Origin of the sequence: Paraburkholderia sp., assembly GCF_036488795.1 — a bacterium.
Classification (GTDB): Bacteria; Pseudomonadota; Gammaproteobacteria; order Burkholderiales; family Burkholderiaceae; genus Paraburkholderia.
Window position 1 is genome coordinate 53,893 of sequence record NZ_DASXHA010000163.1, and the last position, 16,714, is coordinate 70,606.

A 16,714-nucleotide genomic window follows, 5' to 3' on the forward strand; every position below is an offset into this window, starting at 1 on the left:
AGGAAATCATGGAAATCGATTTGAACGCCGATCTCGGCGAGGGCTGCGGATCCGACGAAGCGCTGCTCGACCTCGTCAGCTCGGCCAACATTGCGTGCGGCTGGCACGCGGGCGGCGCCACCGCGATGCACGACTGCGTCCGCTGGGCCGTCGAGAAAGGCGTCTCGATCGGCGCGCATCCGAGCTTCAACGATCCGGAGAACTTCGGCCGCAAGGAAATGGACCTGCCGGCCAAAGAAATCTACGCGGGCGTGCTTTATCAGCTCGGTGCACTGTCGGCGATTGCGCAAGCCGAAGGCGGGCGTATTGCGCACGTCAAACCGCATGGCGCGCTGTACAACCAGGCCGCGCGCGATCCGAAGATCGCCGATGCCATCGTCTCCGCCGTGCACGACTTCGATCCGTCCGTGGCGGTGTTCGCGCTGGCCAACAGCGGGCTCGTGACGGCCGCGCGCGAAGCCGGCCTCACCGCCATCGAAGAGGTGTTCGCCGACCGCGGCTATCGCGCCGACGGCTCGCTGGTGCCGCGCAAGGAACCCGGCGCACTGCTGGAGGATGAAGACGAAGTGCTGCAACGCACTCTCGCGATGGTGCGCGAGCAACGCGTGCAGGCCGTGGACGGCCACTGGGTGCCGCTGAACGCGCAGACCATCTGTCTGCATGGCGACGGTCCGCACGCGCTGGCGTTCGCCCGACGCATTCGCGCTGCGTTGGAAAGCGCCGGCATCGAAGTGCATTCGGCCAGCGCGGCGCGCGCCTGAAGGCCCTTTCGCGATAACGCGACAGCGCAAAGACGGCCGTCGTGGCACGCCGCCGTACCAGATTTAGGCTATGTCTGATCGAATCGGGGGAGCCTGGGAAATAAGCTGGGAGGTTCATTCATCGACTAGCCGGCGCACGCAGTGCGGGCGCGCCGGCTCTCTCCAGCGGGTTCTCCATGGAACAGCATGCTCACACGGGTCACGCTCATCTCGAAGCAGCGTCAAGCGCCCGGCTCTCCGTCCTCCTTGCTGCCGGGTTCGCCGCGCATCGCGCTGGTCAGCTTGATCAGGCCGCGCCGCTCTATCGCGAAGTGCTCTCGATCGACCCCATCCAAAGCGACGCGCTTCACTACTACGGCGTGCTGCAGCATCAACGCGGCGATCACGCGGCCGCGGCGCGGCTGCTGGATCAGGCGTTGCGTCTCGCGCCCATGGACGCCGTGTGCTGGAGCAATCGCGGCCTCGTCGCGGCGGCGCTCGGGCAGCGTGGCGAGGCGCTCAGGTGCTATCACGAAGCATTGCAACTGCAGCCGGATTTCGCCGACGCGCACAACAACCTCGGGGTGACCTTGTTTGAGCAGGGCGACTATGAAGGCGCGGCTGATCACTATCGCCAGGCGCTTGCGCTCCATCCATCAGTGCCCGACGCGCATCTGAATCTCGGCACCGCGCTCAACAAGCTGGACCGTCACGACGAGGCGCTGGCCTGCTACGAGACCGCCTTGTCGTTCGATCCGCACTCGGCCGAAGCGCACTTCAATGCCGGCAACGCGCTGAGCGCCAAAGGCGACAGTGCGGCGGCAATCGCGCGCTTTCGGCGCGCCATCGAATTGCAGCCTGGCTATGCCAACGCCCACGTCAATCTGGGCAGCGCCGTCGGCAAGCTCGGCAACTATCAGGAAGCCGAACAGCACTATCGTTACGCTGTCGCACTGAAGCCGAACCCGACGAATCTGGTTTGCCTCGGCGGGTCGCTGGGTGCGCAAGGCCGTCTTGACGAAGAAGAGGCCTTCTACCGGCGCGCGCTCAAACTCGATCCGCACTACGTCGATGCACATCAGAACCTGGCGTGGCTGCTGCTCAAGCGTGGCGACTACCGGCAAGGCTGGGCGGAGTATGCGAAGCGCTGGCGCCCCCAAGACTACGCGGCCATCAAGGTGGAAGGCGTGCCGGAATGGCACGGTGAGCCGCTCGAAGGACACAACGTGCTGCTGGTCGGCGATCAGGGTTTCGGCGACCAATTGCAGTTCCTGCGCTTCGCGAGTGTGCTGGCACAGCGCGGCGCGCGCGTCGATGTTCTGGTGCGCGAGCCGCTGGTGCCGCTGGCGCAGAGCGTGCCGGGGGTCAATCGCGCATGGAGCGGCCAGGCTGACGGCCGCTACGACTACTGGGCGCCGTTGATGAGCGTGCCGTCGTGCGTGAACATGGAGTTGGCGACTGTTCCGTGTGAAGTGCCGTACCTGTTCCCTGACACCCTCAAGGTGAAAGCCTGGGGCGAGCGGGTCAACCAGGCGGCGGGTTCGCGCCGCAAGGTGGGTCTCGTGTGGGCGGGCAGTCCGACCTTCGGCAATGACCGTTATCGTTCAATGAAGTTTGCAGACCTCGCGCCGCTCGCCGGGTTGGCCGATATCGCGTGGTTCTCGTTGCAGAAGGGGGCGCCTGAATTTCAACTTCCGAACACGCAGGAAGACTTTCCGCCGCGCGATTTCACCCGTGACCTGCTGGACTTCACGGACACGGCTGCACTCGTGAAGAATCTGGATCTGGTGATCGCCGTCGACACGGGTGTCGCGCATCTGACGGGCGCACTGGGCAAGCCGGTGTGGGTATTGCTGCCGGCGAACTCCGACTGGCGCTGGCTGGAACACCGCAGCGATTCGCCGTGGTATCCGAGCGCGCGGTTGTTCAGGCAGGCCAGGTTAGGGGATTGGGCCCCGGTGATGGCAAGTGTGGTGGAGGCGTTGCGGGGCGAGCGTGCGTGAGCCTCTCCTTCGACTACGCTCCCTGGACCACAAACCCGTGCTGCCGCAACAACTGCAGCACGCCCTTCGCCCCGCCCAGATGTAACGCGCCAATCGCTACGAATACCGGTTTGTTCGGCGCGGCGATCAACAACATCCGCGCAACGAAACGCCGGTTTCGCTCGTAGACGATCTTGTTGTCAATCGAAGCGGATACGCGCTGGTCGCGCGCCAGCTTCTCCGACTTCGCCGCCTGCCATGCGGCAATCGCGTCCGCGTCGCCCACCTGCCAGAGGCGATGCAGCGTTTGCACATCCGCGACGTTTTCGGCCGGTGTCTGCACCAGATCCTGGGCCAGCATCTCGCGCTGCTGGGCGAGCGAGAGCCCTGTAAACGCCCGCATCTGTTCCGACAGCGTCTCAAGTCCGACTATCTTGCCGCGCGTGCGCAGATACACGTTCTGCAACTGGGCCTCGGTGCCATATTCGGTCTGCAAACCGGCGCTCAGCGAATCGTAGGTTTCCACCAGCAATGAAGCGAGCCACGGCCGCATTTTCTTGATTTCGTCGAGTGCGGCGGGATTGTCCCGCAAACGCAGCGCGAGCTTGCGCCACAGCGGCTCGGGCAACAGACGCGGCAAACAGTCGCGCCGACACACGCCGTACTTCGACACATCGTCCTGCGACACCAGCAAATCATCGGGCGACAACTCCAGCGCCAAGGTCGGCGAAGCGGCGAGCGCGGCGAGAATCGGCGGCCGGAACGGCTGATTGGCGGGATAGTCGTTCGGGTCGCCCACATGCAGCGTCCCAAGCACATAGATCGTGGTAGTGCCGCGTGTCGCGACATAGAAGGGCATGCGCGCGGGCTGCATGCGCACCGGGCCGCTCGCCGTCGTACCCGGCTGCGCGGGCGGCGCATTGAAACCCGGCACGGCCGCGCGCGGCTGGGACGGCACGCTGGGTGCGGCAGGAACCGGCAACGCCGGCCTGGCGTTGCCTTGCGCCGGCGTATTGGCCGCCGCGCCCGCGGCATACGCCGTGGCGACAGGCGAAACAGACACGGAAGAGACGCAGACGAGCGCGGCACAAACCAGCAACCGCTCTCTCCAACGCCGCGTGAAAACGGCGCGACAGCCGCCGTCACGCAGGCGGCGCGCAGGACGACGCGCCGCCAACGCTTCAGGCATCCACGTCCCCCACCTCCTCAGCGCGGTGACACGAGACCTGACGCCCATCCACCTCGCGCAGCTTCGGCTCTTCGCTGCGGCACCGCTCAATGGCATACGGGCAGCGCTGATGGAATGTGCAGCCCGACGGCGGATTGAGCGGCGACGGCATTTCACCTTGCAGCTTGATCTTGATCTTGCGGTCCGCTTCGAAAATGGAAGGCGTGGCCGACATCAGCGCCCGCGTATACGGATGACGCGGCTTCGAGAAAATGCGCTGCTTGTCGCCAAGCTCCGCCACGCCGCCGAAGTACATCACCATCACGTCGTCGGCAATGTGCTCGACCACCGACAGATTGTGCGAAATGAACACGTAGCTGGTCTTGAACTCTTCCTGGAGATCCATGAACAGGTTGAGAATCTGCGCCTGGATCGACACGTCGAGCGCCGACACGGGTTCGTCGGCCACCACGATCTGCGGATCGAGGATCATCGCGCGCGCAATCGCCACGCGCTGCCGCTGGCCGCCGGAGAACATGTGCGGATAGCGCTTCGCGTGTTCGGGCCGCAAGCCCACCGTGCGCATCATCTGCGCAATCCGCTCGGCGCGCTCGGCAACGCTCATCTGCGCGTTGATGGCGAGCGGCTCGCCGAGCGTCTGCTCGACGGTCTTGCGCGGATTGAGCGACGCAAACGGATTCTGGAACACCATCTGCACACGCCGGCGCAACGCCTTGATTTTCGCGTGATCGGCACCGGCCACGTCTTCACCGTCGATCAGCAGACGACCGGCCGTCGGCCCCTCGATCATCGTCAGCTGACGCGCCAGTGTCGATTTGCCACAACCGGATTCACCGACGACCGCCAGCGTCTTGCCGCGATCCAGCGTGAACGACACGCCGTTCAACGCCTTCACCGTCCCGTGACCGAACATGCCGCGCCGCACCGAGTAGTGCCGCGCGAGCTGATCGGCGACCAGCACGTGGTCGCCCGCGGGACTCGTCTGGCGCCGCGTTTCGGGTACTGCATTCATCGTGCGCCTCCGTGAGTGTGGACGTTAGCATCGCCGCTCAGGTTCAGCGGTTTGATACAGCGTACCGCGGTCACCTCGCCGACCACCCCGCCGACTGCCCCGCCATGGCCCGGCAACGCTGCAAGTGCCGGCCGCGCCTTGAGGCAGTCGTCTACGAGGTACTTGCAGCGTGGCGCGAACAGGCAGCCGGTCGGGCGGTCGTCTCGTCCGGGCACCATCCCCGGCAACGCGGCCAGCCGCACCGCGCCGACGTTGTGCTCGGGAATCGCCGCCAGCAGCGCTTCCGTGTACGGATGGTGCGGCGCAGCAAAAATATCGGGCACCTTGTTGGTCTCGATTACTTCACCCGCATACATCACCGCCACGCGCTGCGCGACCTCAGAGACTACAGCAAGATCGTGTGAAATCAGTACGAGCGCCATGCCGCGTTCTTTCTGCAGCTTGACCAGTAGTTCCATGATCTGCGCCTGGATCGTCACGTCGAGCGCGGTGGTCGGTTCGTCGGCAATCAGCAGCTTGGGATTGCAGGCGACCGCCATTGCGATCATCACACGCTGATTCATGCCGCCGGACATCTGATGCGGAAACGATGCAATGCGGTTCTTCGCGTCGGGAATGCCGACCTGGTCGAGTAACTCGAGTGCCCGCTTATGCAGCGCCGCGCCGCGCAGTCCTTCGTGCAGCTTCAGCACTTCCTTGATCTGATAGCCGACGGTGTAGCTCGGGTTCAGGCTCGTCAGCGCGTCCTGGAACACCATTGCGATGTCTTTGCCGATGATCTTGCGCCGTTCCTTCGGCGACGCTTTCAGCAGGTCCTTGCCGTCGAAGCTGATCTGGTCGGCGCTCACCTTGCCAGGCGCGTCGATCAGGCCCATCAGCGCCATCATCGTGACGCTCTTGCCGGAACCGGATTCGCCGACTACGCCGACCACTTCGCCCGCGGCGACGTCCAGGTTGATGCGATCGACAGCGGGCAGCCCGTTGAAGTCCACCGACAGATTGCGGATGGTTAGCAGGTTATCCATTTAGGCCATCCGTTTCAGTTTGGGGTCGAGCGCGTCGCGCAGCCCGTCGCCGAGCAGGTTGATCGCCAGCACCGAGATCAGGATGGACAGACCCGGCATCGTGACGATCCACCACGCGCTGTCGATGTAGTCGCGCGCCGAAGCCAGCATGGCGCCCCACTCCGCCGACGGCGGCTGCACGCCAAGGCCGAGGAAGCCGAGCGCGGCGGCATCGAGAATGGCCGACGAAAAACCGAGCGTGGCCTGCACGATCAGCGGCGCGGTGCAGTTGGGCAGCACCTGCGAGAACATCAGGCGCAGCGTGCCGGCGCCCGCCACGCGCGAGGCGGTCACGTACTCCTTCTGCAGTTCGCCAAGCGCCGATGCGCGCGTCAGACGCACATAGCCCGGCAGCGCGACGATCGCGATTGCCAGCATGGTGTTGACCAGCCCCGGACCGATGATCGCGACCACCGCCACCGCGAGCAGCAACGACGGCAGCGCGAGCAGCACGTCCATGATGCGCATGATGGGCGTATCGGCCCATTTCTCGAAGAAGGCAGCGACGAGCCCGAGCACGACGCCCGGAATCAGCGCCAGCACGACCGACACGAAGCCGATCCAGAACGACAGCCGCGCGCCGTACATCAGACGCGAGAGGATGTCGCGGCCCGCTTCGTCGGTACCGAGAATGAACTTCCAGTTGCCGCCGTCCAGCCACGCAGGCGGAATCTTCACGAAGTCGCGGTACTGCTCGATGGGACTGTGCGGCGCGATCAACGGCGCGAAGATGGCGACGAAGATCAGCAGCAGCACGATGACGCCAGCCGTCACGGCGCCGCGGTTGCGGGAGAAGTTTGCCCAGAATTCGCGGGCTGCGAGCGCCCGTCCGCCCGCAGGCGTAACGGCGCTGGGGACGGTGTTTTGTATGTCTGCCATTTTCCAGCTCACCTCGTATGGCGAATGCGCGGATTCAACACGCCGTACAACAGATCGACGATCAGATTCACGACGATCACGAGTGTGGCAATCATCAGAATGCCGCCCTGCACCACCGGATAATCGCGCCGGCCGATGGCGTCGATCAGCCATTTGCCGATCCCGGGCCAGGAGAACAGCGTCTCGGTGAGCACCGCGCCGGCCAGCAAGGTTCCGACCTGCAGGCCGATCACGGTCACAACCGGAATCAGCGCGTTGCGCAGCGCATGCACGACGATTACGCGCCCCGGCGGCAACCCCTTGGCGCGTGCGGTGCGGATGTAGTCTTCGCGCAGCACTTCGAGCATCGACGAGCGCGTCATACGCGCCACCACCGCCAGCGGAATCGTACCGAGCACGATGGCGGGCAGAATCAGATGGCTCAAGGCGGACTTGAACGCGCCTTCGTCGGTCGACATCAGCGAGTCGATCAGCATGAAGCCGGTGACGTGCGGAATGTCGTATTCAACCGCGATGCGGCCTGATACCGGCGTCCAGCCCAGCTTCACCGAAAACAGCATGATGAGGATCAAGCCCCACCAGAAAATCGGCATCGAATAGCCGGTCAAGGCCGTGCCCATCACGCCGTGATCGACCACGGTGCCGCGCCTCAAGGCAGCGAACACGCCGGCTGGAAGACCTACGATCAACGCAAACAGCATTGCGCAGATCGACAGTTCGACGGTGGCCGGAAAGCGCGCGAGGAATTCGTCCATCACGCTGGTGTTCGTGATGATGGACATGCCCAGGTCGCCGTGCAGCGCGCGCCCGACATAGTGCAGATATTGCAGCGGCAGCGGCTCGTCGAGCCCGAGCCGGTGCATCGCCGCGGCGTGCATGGCCGGATCGACACCGCGTTCGCCCATCATCACTTCGATGGGATCGCCGGGTATCAGGTGAATGAGTGCAAACGCAAGGATCGTGATGCCGATGAAGGTCGGTATCACCATGCCGATGCGGCGCAAAACGAAGCGGAACATGGTTCGTCCCTATGGTCTTGATGAACGGAAAAACGCAACCGGCGACGAGGGCTTGTGACCCCGGTCGCCGGACCATTTCGACCAGTTTTCTAACCGTGCGAAAAGCGGACTGCGTAAGCTTTACAGATTGGCTTTACTGCACGCTGACACCATCGAAGCGCGCGTAGCCGAGCGGCTCGATGCGCATGTCGGTGACCTTCTTGCTGACCGGCTGATACACCGTCGAGTGCGCGATCGGCGAGAACGGCAGTTGCTGCGCGAAGATCTGCTGCGCCTGCGTGTAGATCTTCGTGCGCTCGCCTTGATCCGCTGTCGTACGGCCCTTCTGGATCAGATCGTCGAACGGCTTGTAGCACCACTTGCCGAAGTTGTTGCCATTCATCGCTTCGCAGCCGAGCAGCGTGCCGAGCCAGTTGTCCGGATCGCCGTTGTCGCCGGTCCAGCCAATCAGCATCGTGTCGTCTTCGCCGGCGTGAGCGCGCTTGATGTACTCACCCCACTCGTACGTGACGATCTTCGCGCGCACGCCGACCTTGGCCCAGTCTGCCTGGATCATTTCCGCCATCAGACGCGCATTCGGATTGTAGGCGCGCTGCACGGGCATGGCCCACAGCGTGATGTCGATGCCGCTCGCAAGACCGGCCTTCGCCAGTAGCGCCTTGGCCTTCTCCGGATCATAGGCGTTGGCCTTCAGATTCGGATCATATGACCACTGGGTCGGCGGCATCGGGTTGGTGGCGGACTGCCCTGCACCCTGATACACCGACTCGATGATCGCCTTCTTGTTGATTGCCATGTCGAGCGCTTCGCGCACTTCAACCTTGTCGAGCGGCTTGTGCTGCACGTTGTATGACAGATAGCCCAGATTGAAGCCCGGCTGCGACGGCATCGCGAGGCTCGCTTCCGACTTCAGCGGCGCAATGTCGGCCGGACGCGGATAGCTCATCACCTGGCATTCGTCGCGCTTCAACTTCTGCACGCGCACGCCGGCATCCGGCGTGATCGCGAAAATGAGCTTCGAAATCTTGACGTCGTTCGGCTTCCAGTAGTCAGGATTGCCGTCGAAGCGGATCGTCGCGTCCTTCGTATAGCTGCGGAAAATGAACGGACCCGTGCCCACCGGCTTCTGGTTGAGGTCGGCGGCGTTGCCGGCCTTCAACAGCTGATCGGCGTACTCGGCCGACTGGATGGACGCGAACTCCATTGCCATGTTCTGGATGAATGGGGCGTTCACTTCCTTCAGCGTAAAGCGCACGGTGTACGGATCGACCTTTTCGACCTTGCCGATCAGCTTGTCCAGACCCATGTCCGTAAAGTACGGGAACTGTGCCGGGTACGCCTTGTTGAAAGGGATGGACGGATCCAGCATGCGCTGGAAGGTGAACACGACGTCATCCGCGTTGAATTCGCGGGTCGGCTTGAAGTACGCCGTGGTCTGGAACTTGACGCCATGACGCAGATGGAACGTGTAGGTCTTGCCGTCCGGCGAGACGTCCCACTTCTCGGCAAGGCCCGCTTCGACCTTGGTGCCGCCGCGTTCGAACTCGACGAGGCGGTTGTAGACGGTGAAGGTGTTAGCTGTGAAATCCGTGCCCGTGGTGTACTGGGCCGGATCGAAACCCGCAGGACTGCCTTCCGAGCAGTAGACCAGGGTCTTGTTCGGGATCTCGGCACGCGCAATGCTCGCGCCCGCCAGCGACGCCGCTGTAGCTGCGACGAGCGTGCTCAGACGCGCGGCGCGCAACAGATTGTTTTGCTTCATGTTTCCTCCAGGTTCGGGGCTGGGCTTGCACCAGCGTAGCGCGATATTACTTGAGCATGGCGCGCGGCAACAAGCGGAGGAAATTCCCTCTGTTCCCGATCGGAAACACTTGTTAGGCAAACGGTTGCGGCGCGTCAACGCTTGTGATGAGGCGCCTGCCGCCGCGCGCAGCGGCAAGCGGTAAGGACAACCGATACCAGCAGCCGCTATTTCAGTCCGACGCCCAGAAATTGCGTGGGTCCGAACGGATCGATCCTGAAGCCCGTGACGTCTTTTGAGATCGGTTGATAGACGGTCGAGTGCGCAATGGGCGTGAACGGCACCTGATCCTTGAAGATGACCTGCGCTTCCATGTAGTCCTTAGTGCGTGCACTGAGGTCGGTGGTGCTGCGGGCCTGGGTGATCAGGTCATCGAACGGTTTGTAGCACCACTTCGAAAAGTTACTGCCGCTGACCGCGTCGCAACCGAGCAGCACGCCGAGCCAGTTGTCCGGATCGCCGTAATCGCCGGTCCAGCCGATCAGCATGGCCTGATGCTCACCGGCATGCGCGCGGCGGATGTACTCGCCCCATTCGAAAGTGGCGATCGTGACCTTCACGCCGATCTTCGCCCAGTCGGCCTGCAGCATTTCAGCCATCAGGCGCGCGTTCGGGTTGTACGGGCGCTGCACGGGCATCGCCCACAGCGTCAGCTCGAAACCATCCGGATAGCCCGCCTGCTTGAGCAGCGCCCTGGCCGTGTCCAGGTCATAGGGGGCGTCTTTCAGACTCTTGTTGTAACCCCACTGGGTCGGCGGCATGGGATTGGTCGCGATCTGCCCGGCGCCCTGGTACACCGACTCGATGATCGCTTTCTTGTTGATCGACATGTCCAGTGCCCGGCGCACCAGCACGTTATCGAGCGGCTTTTTGGTCGTGTTGTAGCCGATCATGCCGAGATTGAAGCCCACTTCGCTGGGCATCGCGAGCGAGCTGTCGGCCTTGACCGCGGGGATATCCGCCGGGCGCGGATAGCTCATGATCTGGCATTCGCCGCGCTTGAGCTTCTGCAGACGCACGGCCGGGTCTACGGTGATCGCGAAGATCAGTTTGCTGACCTTGACGATGCCCGGCTTCCAATAGTCAGGATTGCCGTCGAAGCGGATCGTGTCGTCTTTCGTGTAGCTGCGGAAAATGAACGGGCCGGTGCCCACCGGAAACAGATTGATGTCCGACGCCTTGCCAGCCTTCAGCAACTGATCGGCGTATTCGGCGGAAAGAATCGACGCGAACGGCATCGCAATCTGCTGCAGGAACGGCGCGTCGACCGTTTTGAGCGTGAAACGCACGGTGTAGGGATCGAGCGCCTCGACCTTCGAGATGTTCTTCGCGAGGCCCAGGTCGCTGAAGTACGGGAACGGCACCGGGTATGCCTTGTGAAACGGCTGGTCCGGATCGAGCATCCGCTGGTAGGTGAAGACGACGTCGTCCGCGTTGAATTCACGGGTCGGCTTGAAGAACGAAGTGGTCTGAAACTTCACACCGTGGCGCACGTGAAACGTGTATTGCAGGCCGTCCGGCGAGACGTCCCATGTTTCGGCGAGCCCTGCTTCAATGTCGGTGCTGCCGTGGGCGAACTCCACGAGCCGGTTGTAGACCGTGTAGGAGCCCGCAGTGAATTCGACGCTGGTGGTGTACTGCGCGCTATCGAAGCCGGCTGGACTGCCCTCGGAGCAGAACACGAGGGTTTTGTCGGGCAAGCTGGCGGCAGGCGCGAGCAGAGGCGTTAAACATGCCGCCGCGACGGTCAGGGTCGACACTGCGCACAGGCAAGACGGGCGAACTGCGAACAGCATGGATGACGCTGTCATGACGTTCTCCGGACGGCAACCGGATCGGCTGCCACTGGATCATAGACAGCACAATATTCAGCTTCAATACACGCATGTACCCCTTGCGCGCCTTTTACCCTACCGCGAGGGGCGGCTTGCTGCAGCGCAGCAAGCCGCATTCGAACGTGTTTATGCGCCTAGCCGTTCGCAGATGACCTTGGTCGCCGCTGCGCTGTTGAGCGTGTAAAAGTGCAGTCCCGGCACGCGTGCGTCGACGAGGCGCCGGCACAGGTCCGTGACCACATCGAGGCCGAACTCGCGAATCGCTTCGCGGTCGTCGCCGAAACTTTCCAGACGCCGCGCCACCCAGCGCGGCACTTCGGCACCGCACATCTCGGAGAAGCGCATCAGCTGCGAGAAGTTCGTGATCGGCATGATGCCGGGCACGATCGGCACATCCACACCGAGCTTGCGCGCATCGTCGACGAAGCGGAAATACGCATCCGCGTTGAAGAAGTACTGCGTGATCGCCGAATTCGCGCCCGCCTTCACCTTGCGGGCGAAGTTTTCCAGATCCTGACGCGGCGAGCGCGACTGCGGGTGGTACTCCGGATAACCCGCCACTTCGATCCAGAACCAGTCGCCGAACTCGGCGCGAATGAAGCTCACCAGTTCCGACGCATAACGCAGCTCGCCCACTGCGCCCATGCCGGACGGCAGGTCGCCGCGCAGCGCGACGATATGGCGGATGCCATGCGCGCGGTACTCGCCGAGGGTCGCACGCAGGCTCTCTTTCGACGAGCCGATGCACGACAGATGCGGCGCCGCCGCGAGTCCTTCCTTCGCCATTTCGACGACAGTATCGAGCGTGCCCTGTTGCGTCGAGCCGCCCGCACCGAAGGTGACCGAGACGAATTTCGGCTTGAGCGGCATGAGCTGTGCGCGCGTGGCGCGCAGCTTGTCGACGCCTTCCTGCGTCTTCGGCGGGAAGAATTCGAATGAAAGTTCGATCGGATTCATGACTCAGTCGCCGTTCTAAAAAGTGAGGCTCACGTCAGCCGAAACTGCGATTGCCGAAGATAAGCGCGGACAGCAGCCATGACACGATGCTGTACAGGATCGAGCCGAAAAACGCCGACCAGAAGCCCGACACTTCGAAGCCCTTCAGCAGCGACGCGCACAGCCAGAAGCACAAGGCGTTGACGACCAGAATGAAGAGTCCGAGCGTGAGGATCGTCACGGGCAGCGTGAGCAGGATCAGCACCGGACGCAGCACTGCGTTGATCAACCCGAGCACCACGGCAACGATCAGCGCGGTGCCGAAGCTGCGGATGTGGATCGAGGGCACGAGGTACGTGATGATCAGGAGCGCGAGCGCGTTGATCACCCAGGTCAGCAGCACGGTCATGTAGAGCTCCTTATAGGCTGGATGTCCGGAGTTGAGCGGAACAGGCCGATGATGCAACAAAGGCGGCTTGCCGGTACGGGGCCGCCTTTGCTACCTGCGCACACCGCGCCCGTGATGGCGCGCGGTGCGGCGCTTTGCCTGCTTAGTAGCGGTAGTGGTTCGGCTTGAACGGACCGTTCTTGTCGACGCCGATGTAACCCGCTTGCGCATCCGACAGCACCGTCAGATTCGCGCCGATACGTGCCAGGTGCAGACGTGCGACCTTCTCGTCCAGATGCTTCGGCAGCACGTACACCTTGTTCTCGTACTTCGCGCCTTGCGTGAACAGTTCGATCTGCGCGAGCGTCTGGTTGGTGAACGAATTCGACATCACGAACGACGGATGGCCGGTGGCGCAACCCAGGTTCACGAGGCGGCCTTCAGCCAGCAGAATGACGCGCTTGCCGTCCGGGAAAATGATGTGGTCGACTTGCGGCTTGATGTTGTCCCACTGGTACTGACGGGTCGACGCAACGTCGATTTCCGAGTCGAAGTGACCGATGTTGCAGACGATCGCGTTGTGGCGCATCGCCTTCATGTGATCGTGGCCGATCACGTGGTAGTTGCCGGTTGCCGTCACGAAGATGTCGGCCTTGTCGGCCGCGTATTCCATCGTCACGACACGGTAGCCTTCCATGGCGGCCTGCAAGGCGCAGATCGGATCGATTTCCGTGACCCACACGGTCGCGCCCAGACCGCGCAACGATTGCGCGCAGCCCTTGCCCACGTCGCCGTAGCCTGCGACCACGGCGATCTTGCCGGCGATCATCACGTCGGTGGCACGCTTGATACCGTCGACCAGCGACTCACGGCAGCCATACAGGTTGTCGAACTTCGACTTGGTGACCGAGTCGTTGACGTTGATGGCCGGGAACGGCAGACGCCCTTCCTTTTCCATCTGATACAGACGATGCACGCCGGTCGTCGTTTCTTCAGTGACGCCCTTGATGTGCGCGAGACGCGTCGAGTACCACGTCGGATCTGCGTCGAGATGACGTTCGATCGACTTGTACAGCGCGACTTCTTCCTCGTTGGTCGGCTTGGCGATGACCGAGCGGTCCTTCTCAGCCTTCGAACCGAGGATCAGCAGCAACGTCGCGTCGCCGCCGTCGTCGAGGATCATGTTGGCGAATTCGCCATTCGGCCATTCGAAAATGCGATGCGAGAATTCCCAGTATTCGTCGAGCGACTCGCCCTTGAACGCGAACACCGGCGTGCCGGCCTTGGCGATTGCCGCGGCGGCGTGGTCTTGCGTCGAGAAGATGTTGCACGATGCCCAACGCACGTCGGCGCCGAGCGCGGTCAGCGTCTCGATCAGCACGCCGGTCTGGATCGTCATGTGCAGCGAACCTGCAACGCGCGCGCCCTTGAGCGGCTGCTGCGCCTTGTATTCTTCGCGCGTTTGCATGAGACCGGGCATTTCGGTCTCGGCGATGTTCAGTTCCTTGCGGCCCCAGTCGGCAAGCGACATATCGGCAACAACGTAATCTTTGGAATCGTAGACTGCGGCGTTCATCACGCCCTCCTTTCTAAAAATGACTAGAAATTTGACGTGAGCGCCGTTCGATGCGGTGGATTAAAGCGCATGGCGCGTTCAAGCCGTCCGATTGAAAGCCTCCGAGCCTGGCGGGCGGCCAGCGAATGCAGATTCGCGGTACCCGTCGCAACGCTCCTCGGAGACGAAGCGCGATTGTAGCAAATCAAGATGGGTTCGGGGTGGTGCGCTGGCGAACGCTGCCGGCGTGATGGGTCGTCGGCGAATGTGCACTTGGGACCGCGTGGGCACACGCGGGCCGTGACTGGCTGCTTACGAGCTCGCGCCGGCCAGCGTGTCCAGCGTGCGCAGTTGCGCGATGGCGGTCCGTGCAGCGTGTACAAACTGCCCTGACAGACGGAACGAATCCGCGACGTCCTCTGCCACCGCCGTCTGCATGCCCATGCAAATGCGGAAGTAGCGTTCAGCGTGAATGCGCGGGTGATAGTGCATGCGCACGCGCCTCGCATCGGCCAGCCGGGGGTTGCCGAAAATGTCCCGCAATGCCCATGACAAGGCGCCGTCCTCTCCGCCGTTGCGGCGGAAAAAATCATCCATTGGAAAGCCGCCGATTGCCGCGAACAGCGGCCGGCGAATGATCAGGCTGCTCGGCACGGTATTGCTGAGCGTCGCGGCATGCGCGGCGAAGTCCGGATGGCCGACGATCTCCGCCGGAAAACCCGTGTACTCCACGTCGAGCCGCACCGACGCCTCGGCGGGATGCTGCTCGAGAAACCCGCTGGCCGCGGCGAGTGCGCCGGGCAGATATTCATCGTCTGCGTCGATGAATGCGAGCAACGCCTGCGTGGCATGCAGCGCCGCCCAGTTGCGGGCGCGCGCCGCGCCTCCGTTGACCGGCATCTGCAAGAGCCCGATACGCGGATCGCGCGCCCCGTAGCGGCTGACGATTTCGACCGAAGCGTCGCTCGACGCGTCGTCCACCACGATGATTTGCGCCGCTTCCGGCTGAATGACGCAGCTCTCGAGCGTGCGCGCGAGCGTCGCGGCGGCGTTGTAGCAGGGAATGATGATCGAGACAGGCAGCATGAAAGCGGGCGAGTGGCGCACGAAAGGCGCGATAAAGGTGTGCGGATGCCATTGGCATCGAGGCGGCACAAGCAAGCGTTCGATCATAGTCGGCTTGCGCCGAAGTCCATCCTGAAAACAGGGACGCAAGGCGGGTGCGACATCACATCCATGCAGTCCGCGCCGCGACATAAATAGAGTGACTTACAATCGTCGGATCTATTCCATATTGGAATTGTGGAGTCAGAGATCGTGGAACTACGTGCCCTCCGGTACTTCGTCGAAGTCGTGCGCCAGCAAAGTTTCACCGTGGCCGCCGAGCAGATGTTCGTCACGCAGCCCACCATCAGCAAGATGGTGAAGTCGCTCGAAGACGAGATCGGCTCACCGCTCTTGCTGCGCGACGGCCGTCAGATGGTGCTGACCGACGCCGGGCGCATCGTGTATCAGCGCGGCCAGGACGTGCTCGCGGCGCACGCGCAATTGCAGGCGGAACTCGACGATCTCGACACGCTCGGGCGCGGCGAACTGACCATCGGCATCCCGCCGATGGGCGGCTCGCTCTTCACGCCGGCCATCGCCGCGTTCCGCCAGCGTTATCCGAAGATCGAACTCAAGCTGTTCGAACAGGGCTCGCGGGCCATCGAAGCGGCACTGATCAGCGGCGAGCTCGAACTCGGGGGCGTGCTGCAACCGGCCGACCCGGAATATATCGACGTGCTGCCCATGACCCACCAAGTGCTGTGGCTGGTCGCCCGCTGCAGTTCGCGGTGGGACGAACTGCAGACGGTTCCGCTCGCGAGTCTCGCCGCCGAGCCTTTCGTGTTCTACGGCGAGAGCCTCGCACTCAACGACGTCGTGCTGAACGCCTGCCGTGAAGCGGGTTTTGCGCCGACCATCGTTGGGCGCAGCGGGCACTGGGATTTCATGGCGGCGCTCGTGCTGGCAGGCGTGGGCATTGCGCTGTTGCCGGCGCCGTATTGCCGACGGCTCGACGCCACGCAATTCACCTGCCGGCCGGTCGTGGCGCCGGAGATTCCGTGGGACATGGCGATTGGCTGGCGGCGCAACGGCTATCTGTCGCACGCCGCGCGGGCGTGGCTTCAGGTCGCACGCGAAATACTGCCCGCCCAGCCCGGCGATGACCAGATGCAGTGGCCCGACATCGGCATTACCGGGACCGCCCCGAACCCAAGCCCGGCCGAGACAGCCGTGCAGCCGCCGACCGAACCGCCGGCCGCCTGAGACC

At 63.3% G+C, this 16,714-nt stretch carries 14 protein-coding genes and 1 riboswitch; of the genes, 3 read left to right on the forward strand and 11 right to left on the reverse strand.

Annotation, left to right across the window (positions count from 1 at the left end):
- Positions 1-8: 8 nt before the first annotated feature.
- Positions 9-761, forward strand: a complete 753-nt coding sequence (pxpA, locus tag VGH41_RS23435; RefSeq protein ID WP_331600028.1) for a 5-oxoprolinase subunit PxpA — start codon at positions 9-11, stop codon at positions 759-761.
- A gap of 176 nt (positions 762-937) precedes the next feature.
- Positions 938-2,743 (forward strand): tetratricopeptide repeat protein, encoded by a 1,806-nt coding sequence (locus VGH41_RS23440; protein WP_331600029.1) that lies wholly within the window; start codon positions 938-940, stop codon positions 2,741-2,743.
- 13 nt (positions 2,744-2,756) lie between these two features.
- On the opposite strand, the gene VGH41_RS23445 is transcribed toward VGH41_RS23440, so the two are convergent.
- From VGH41_RS23445 to VGH41_RS23495, 11 genes are all read right to left on the reverse strand, one after another.
- Complete coding sequence (locus tag VGH41_RS23445) at positions 2,757-3,911, reverse strand: TraB/GumN family protein (protein ID WP_331600030.1); 1,155 nt, start codon at positions 3,909-3,911, stop codon at positions 2,757-2,759.
- Complete coding sequence (locus VGH41_RS23450) at positions 3,904-4,923, reverse strand: peptide ABC transporter ATP-binding protein (RefSeq protein ID WP_331600031.1); 1,020 nt, start codon at positions 4,921-4,923, stop codon at positions 3,904-3,906. The genes VGH41_RS23445 and VGH41_RS23450 overlap by 8 nt, the downstream gene beginning before the upstream one ends.
- Positions 4,920-5,948: an oligopeptide/dipeptide ABC transporter ATP-binding protein gene (locus VGH41_RS23455; RefSeq protein ID WP_331600032.1), complete on the reverse strand. Its 1,029-nt coding sequence runs from the start codon at positions 5,946-5,948 to the stop codon at positions 4,920-4,922. Before VGH41_RS23455 ends, VGH41_RS23450 begins: the two co-directional genes overlap by 4 nt.
- Positions 5,949-6,866 (reverse strand): ABC transporter permease subunit, encoded by a 918-nt coding sequence (locus VGH41_RS23460; RefSeq protein ID WP_331600034.1) that lies wholly within the window; start codon positions 6,864-6,866, stop codon positions 5,949-5,951. It lies immediately after the preceding gene.
- Between the two features lie 8 nt (positions 6,867-6,874).
- Positions 6,875-7,885, reverse strand: a complete 1,011-nt coding sequence (locus VGH41_RS23465; RefSeq protein WP_331600035.1) for an ABC transporter permease subunit — start codon at positions 7,883-7,885, stop codon at positions 6,875-6,877.
- Positions 7,886-8,018: 133 nt separating this feature from the next.
- The gene (locus tag VGH41_RS23470) at positions 8,019-9,647 is read right to left on the reverse strand and encodes an ABC transporter substrate-binding protein (protein WP_331600036.1); all 1,629 of its coding nucleotides are present in this window, start codon (positions 9,645-9,647) and stop codon (positions 8,019-8,021) included.
- A gap of 206 nt (positions 9,648-9,853) precedes the next feature.
- A complete protein-coding gene (locus tag VGH41_RS23475) occupies positions 9,854-11,497 on the reverse strand; it encodes an ABC transporter substrate-binding protein (RefSeq protein ID WP_331600037.1) in 1,644 nt (547 codons plus the stop codon).
- Between the two features lie 150 nt (positions 11,498-11,647).
- Entirely contained in the window at positions 11,648-12,478 is an 831-nt protein-coding gene (gene metF / locus VGH41_RS23480; RefSeq protein WP_331600038.1) for a methylenetetrahydrofolate reductase [NAD(P)H], read from the reverse strand.
- Between the two features lie 34 nt (positions 12,479-12,512).
- Positions 12,513-12,866: a phage holin family protein gene (locus VGH41_RS23485; RefSeq protein WP_144157600.1), complete on the reverse strand. Its 354-nt coding sequence runs from the start codon at positions 12,864-12,866 to the stop codon at positions 12,513-12,515.
- A 142-nt stretch (positions 12,867-13,008) separates the two neighbouring features.
- Positions 13,009-14,421 (reverse strand): adenosylhomocysteinase, encoded by a 1,413-nt coding sequence (ahcY, locus tag VGH41_RS23490; protein WP_331600041.1) that lies wholly within the window; start codon positions 14,419-14,421, stop codon positions 13,009-13,011.
- 31 nt (positions 14,422-14,452) lie between these two features.
- Positions 14,453-14,586, reverse strand: a riboswitch (S-adenosyl-L-homocysteine riboswitch).
- Between the two features lie 126 nt (positions 14,587-14,712).
- Complete coding sequence (locus tag VGH41_RS23495; protein WP_331600092.1) at positions 14,713-15,486, reverse strand: glycosyltransferase family 2 protein; 774 nt, start codon at positions 15,484-15,486, stop codon at positions 14,713-14,715.
- Positions 15,487-15,717: 231 nt separating this feature from the next.
- On the opposite strand from VGH41_RS23495, the gene VGH41_RS23500 reads away from it, so the two are divergent.
- The gene (locus tag VGH41_RS23500; protein ID WP_331600042.1) at positions 15,718-16,710 is read left to right on the forward strand and encodes a LysR family transcriptional regulator; all 993 of its coding nucleotides are present in this window, start codon (positions 15,718-15,720) and stop codon (positions 16,708-16,710) included.
- Positions 16,711-16,714: the final 4 nt, after the last annotated feature.

What these genes read in the sequence shown, in the direction of transcription:
- VGH41_RS23465 (WP_331600035.1), bottom strand. Translation starts at nt 7,885, where the DNA reads ATGTTCCGCTTCGTTTTGCGCCGCATCGGCATGGTGATACCGACCTTC.
- VGH41_RS23445 (WP_331600030.1), bottom strand. Translation starts at nt 3,911, where the DNA reads ATGCCTGAAGCGTTGGCGGCGCGTCGTCCTGCGCGCCGCCTGCGTGAC.
- VGH41_RS23455 (WP_331600032.1), bottom strand. Translation starts at nt 5,948, where the DNA reads ATGGATAACCTGCTAACCATCCGCAATCTGTCGGTGGACTTCAACGGG.
- VGH41_RS23450 (WP_331600031.1), bottom strand. Translation starts at nt 4,923, where the DNA reads ATGAATGCAGTACCCGAAACGCGGCGCCAGACGAGTCCCGCGGGCGAC.
- pxpA (WP_331600028.1), top strand. Translation starts at nt 9, where the DNA reads ATGGAAATCGATTTGAACGCCGATCTCGGCGAGGGCTGCGGATCCGAC.
- metF (WP_331600038.1), bottom strand. Translation starts at nt 12,478, where the DNA reads ATGAATCCGATCGAACTTTCATTCGAATTCTTCCCGCCGAAGACGCAG.
- VGH41_RS23475 (WP_331600037.1), bottom strand. Translation starts at nt 11,497, where the DNA reads ATGACAGCGTCATCCATGCTGTTCGCAGTTCGCCCGTCTTGCCTGTGC.
- VGH41_RS23470 (WP_331600036.1), bottom strand. Translation starts at nt 9,647, where the DNA reads ATGAAGCAAAACAATCTGTTGCGCGCCGCGCGTCTGAGCACGCTCGTC.
- VGH41_RS23460 (WP_331600034.1), bottom strand. Translation starts at nt 6,866, where the DNA reads ATGGCAGACATACAAAACACCGTCCCCAGCGCCGTTACGCCTGCGGGC.
- VGH41_RS23440 (WP_331600029.1), top strand. Translation starts at nt 938, where the DNA reads ATGGAACAGCATGCTCACACGGGTCACGCTCATCTCGAAGCAGCGTCA.
- VGH41_RS23485 (WP_144157600.1), bottom strand. Translation starts at nt 12,866, where the DNA reads ATGACCGTGCTGCTGACCTGGGTGATCAACGCGCTCGCGCTCCTGATC.
- VGH41_RS23495 (WP_331600092.1), bottom strand. Translation starts at nt 15,486, where the DNA reads ATGCTGCCTGTCTCGATCATCATTCCCTGCTACAACGCCGCCGCGACG.
- ahcY (WP_331600041.1), bottom strand. Translation starts at nt 14,421, where the DNA reads ATGAACGCCGCAGTCTACGATTCCAAAGATTACGTTGTTGCCGATATG.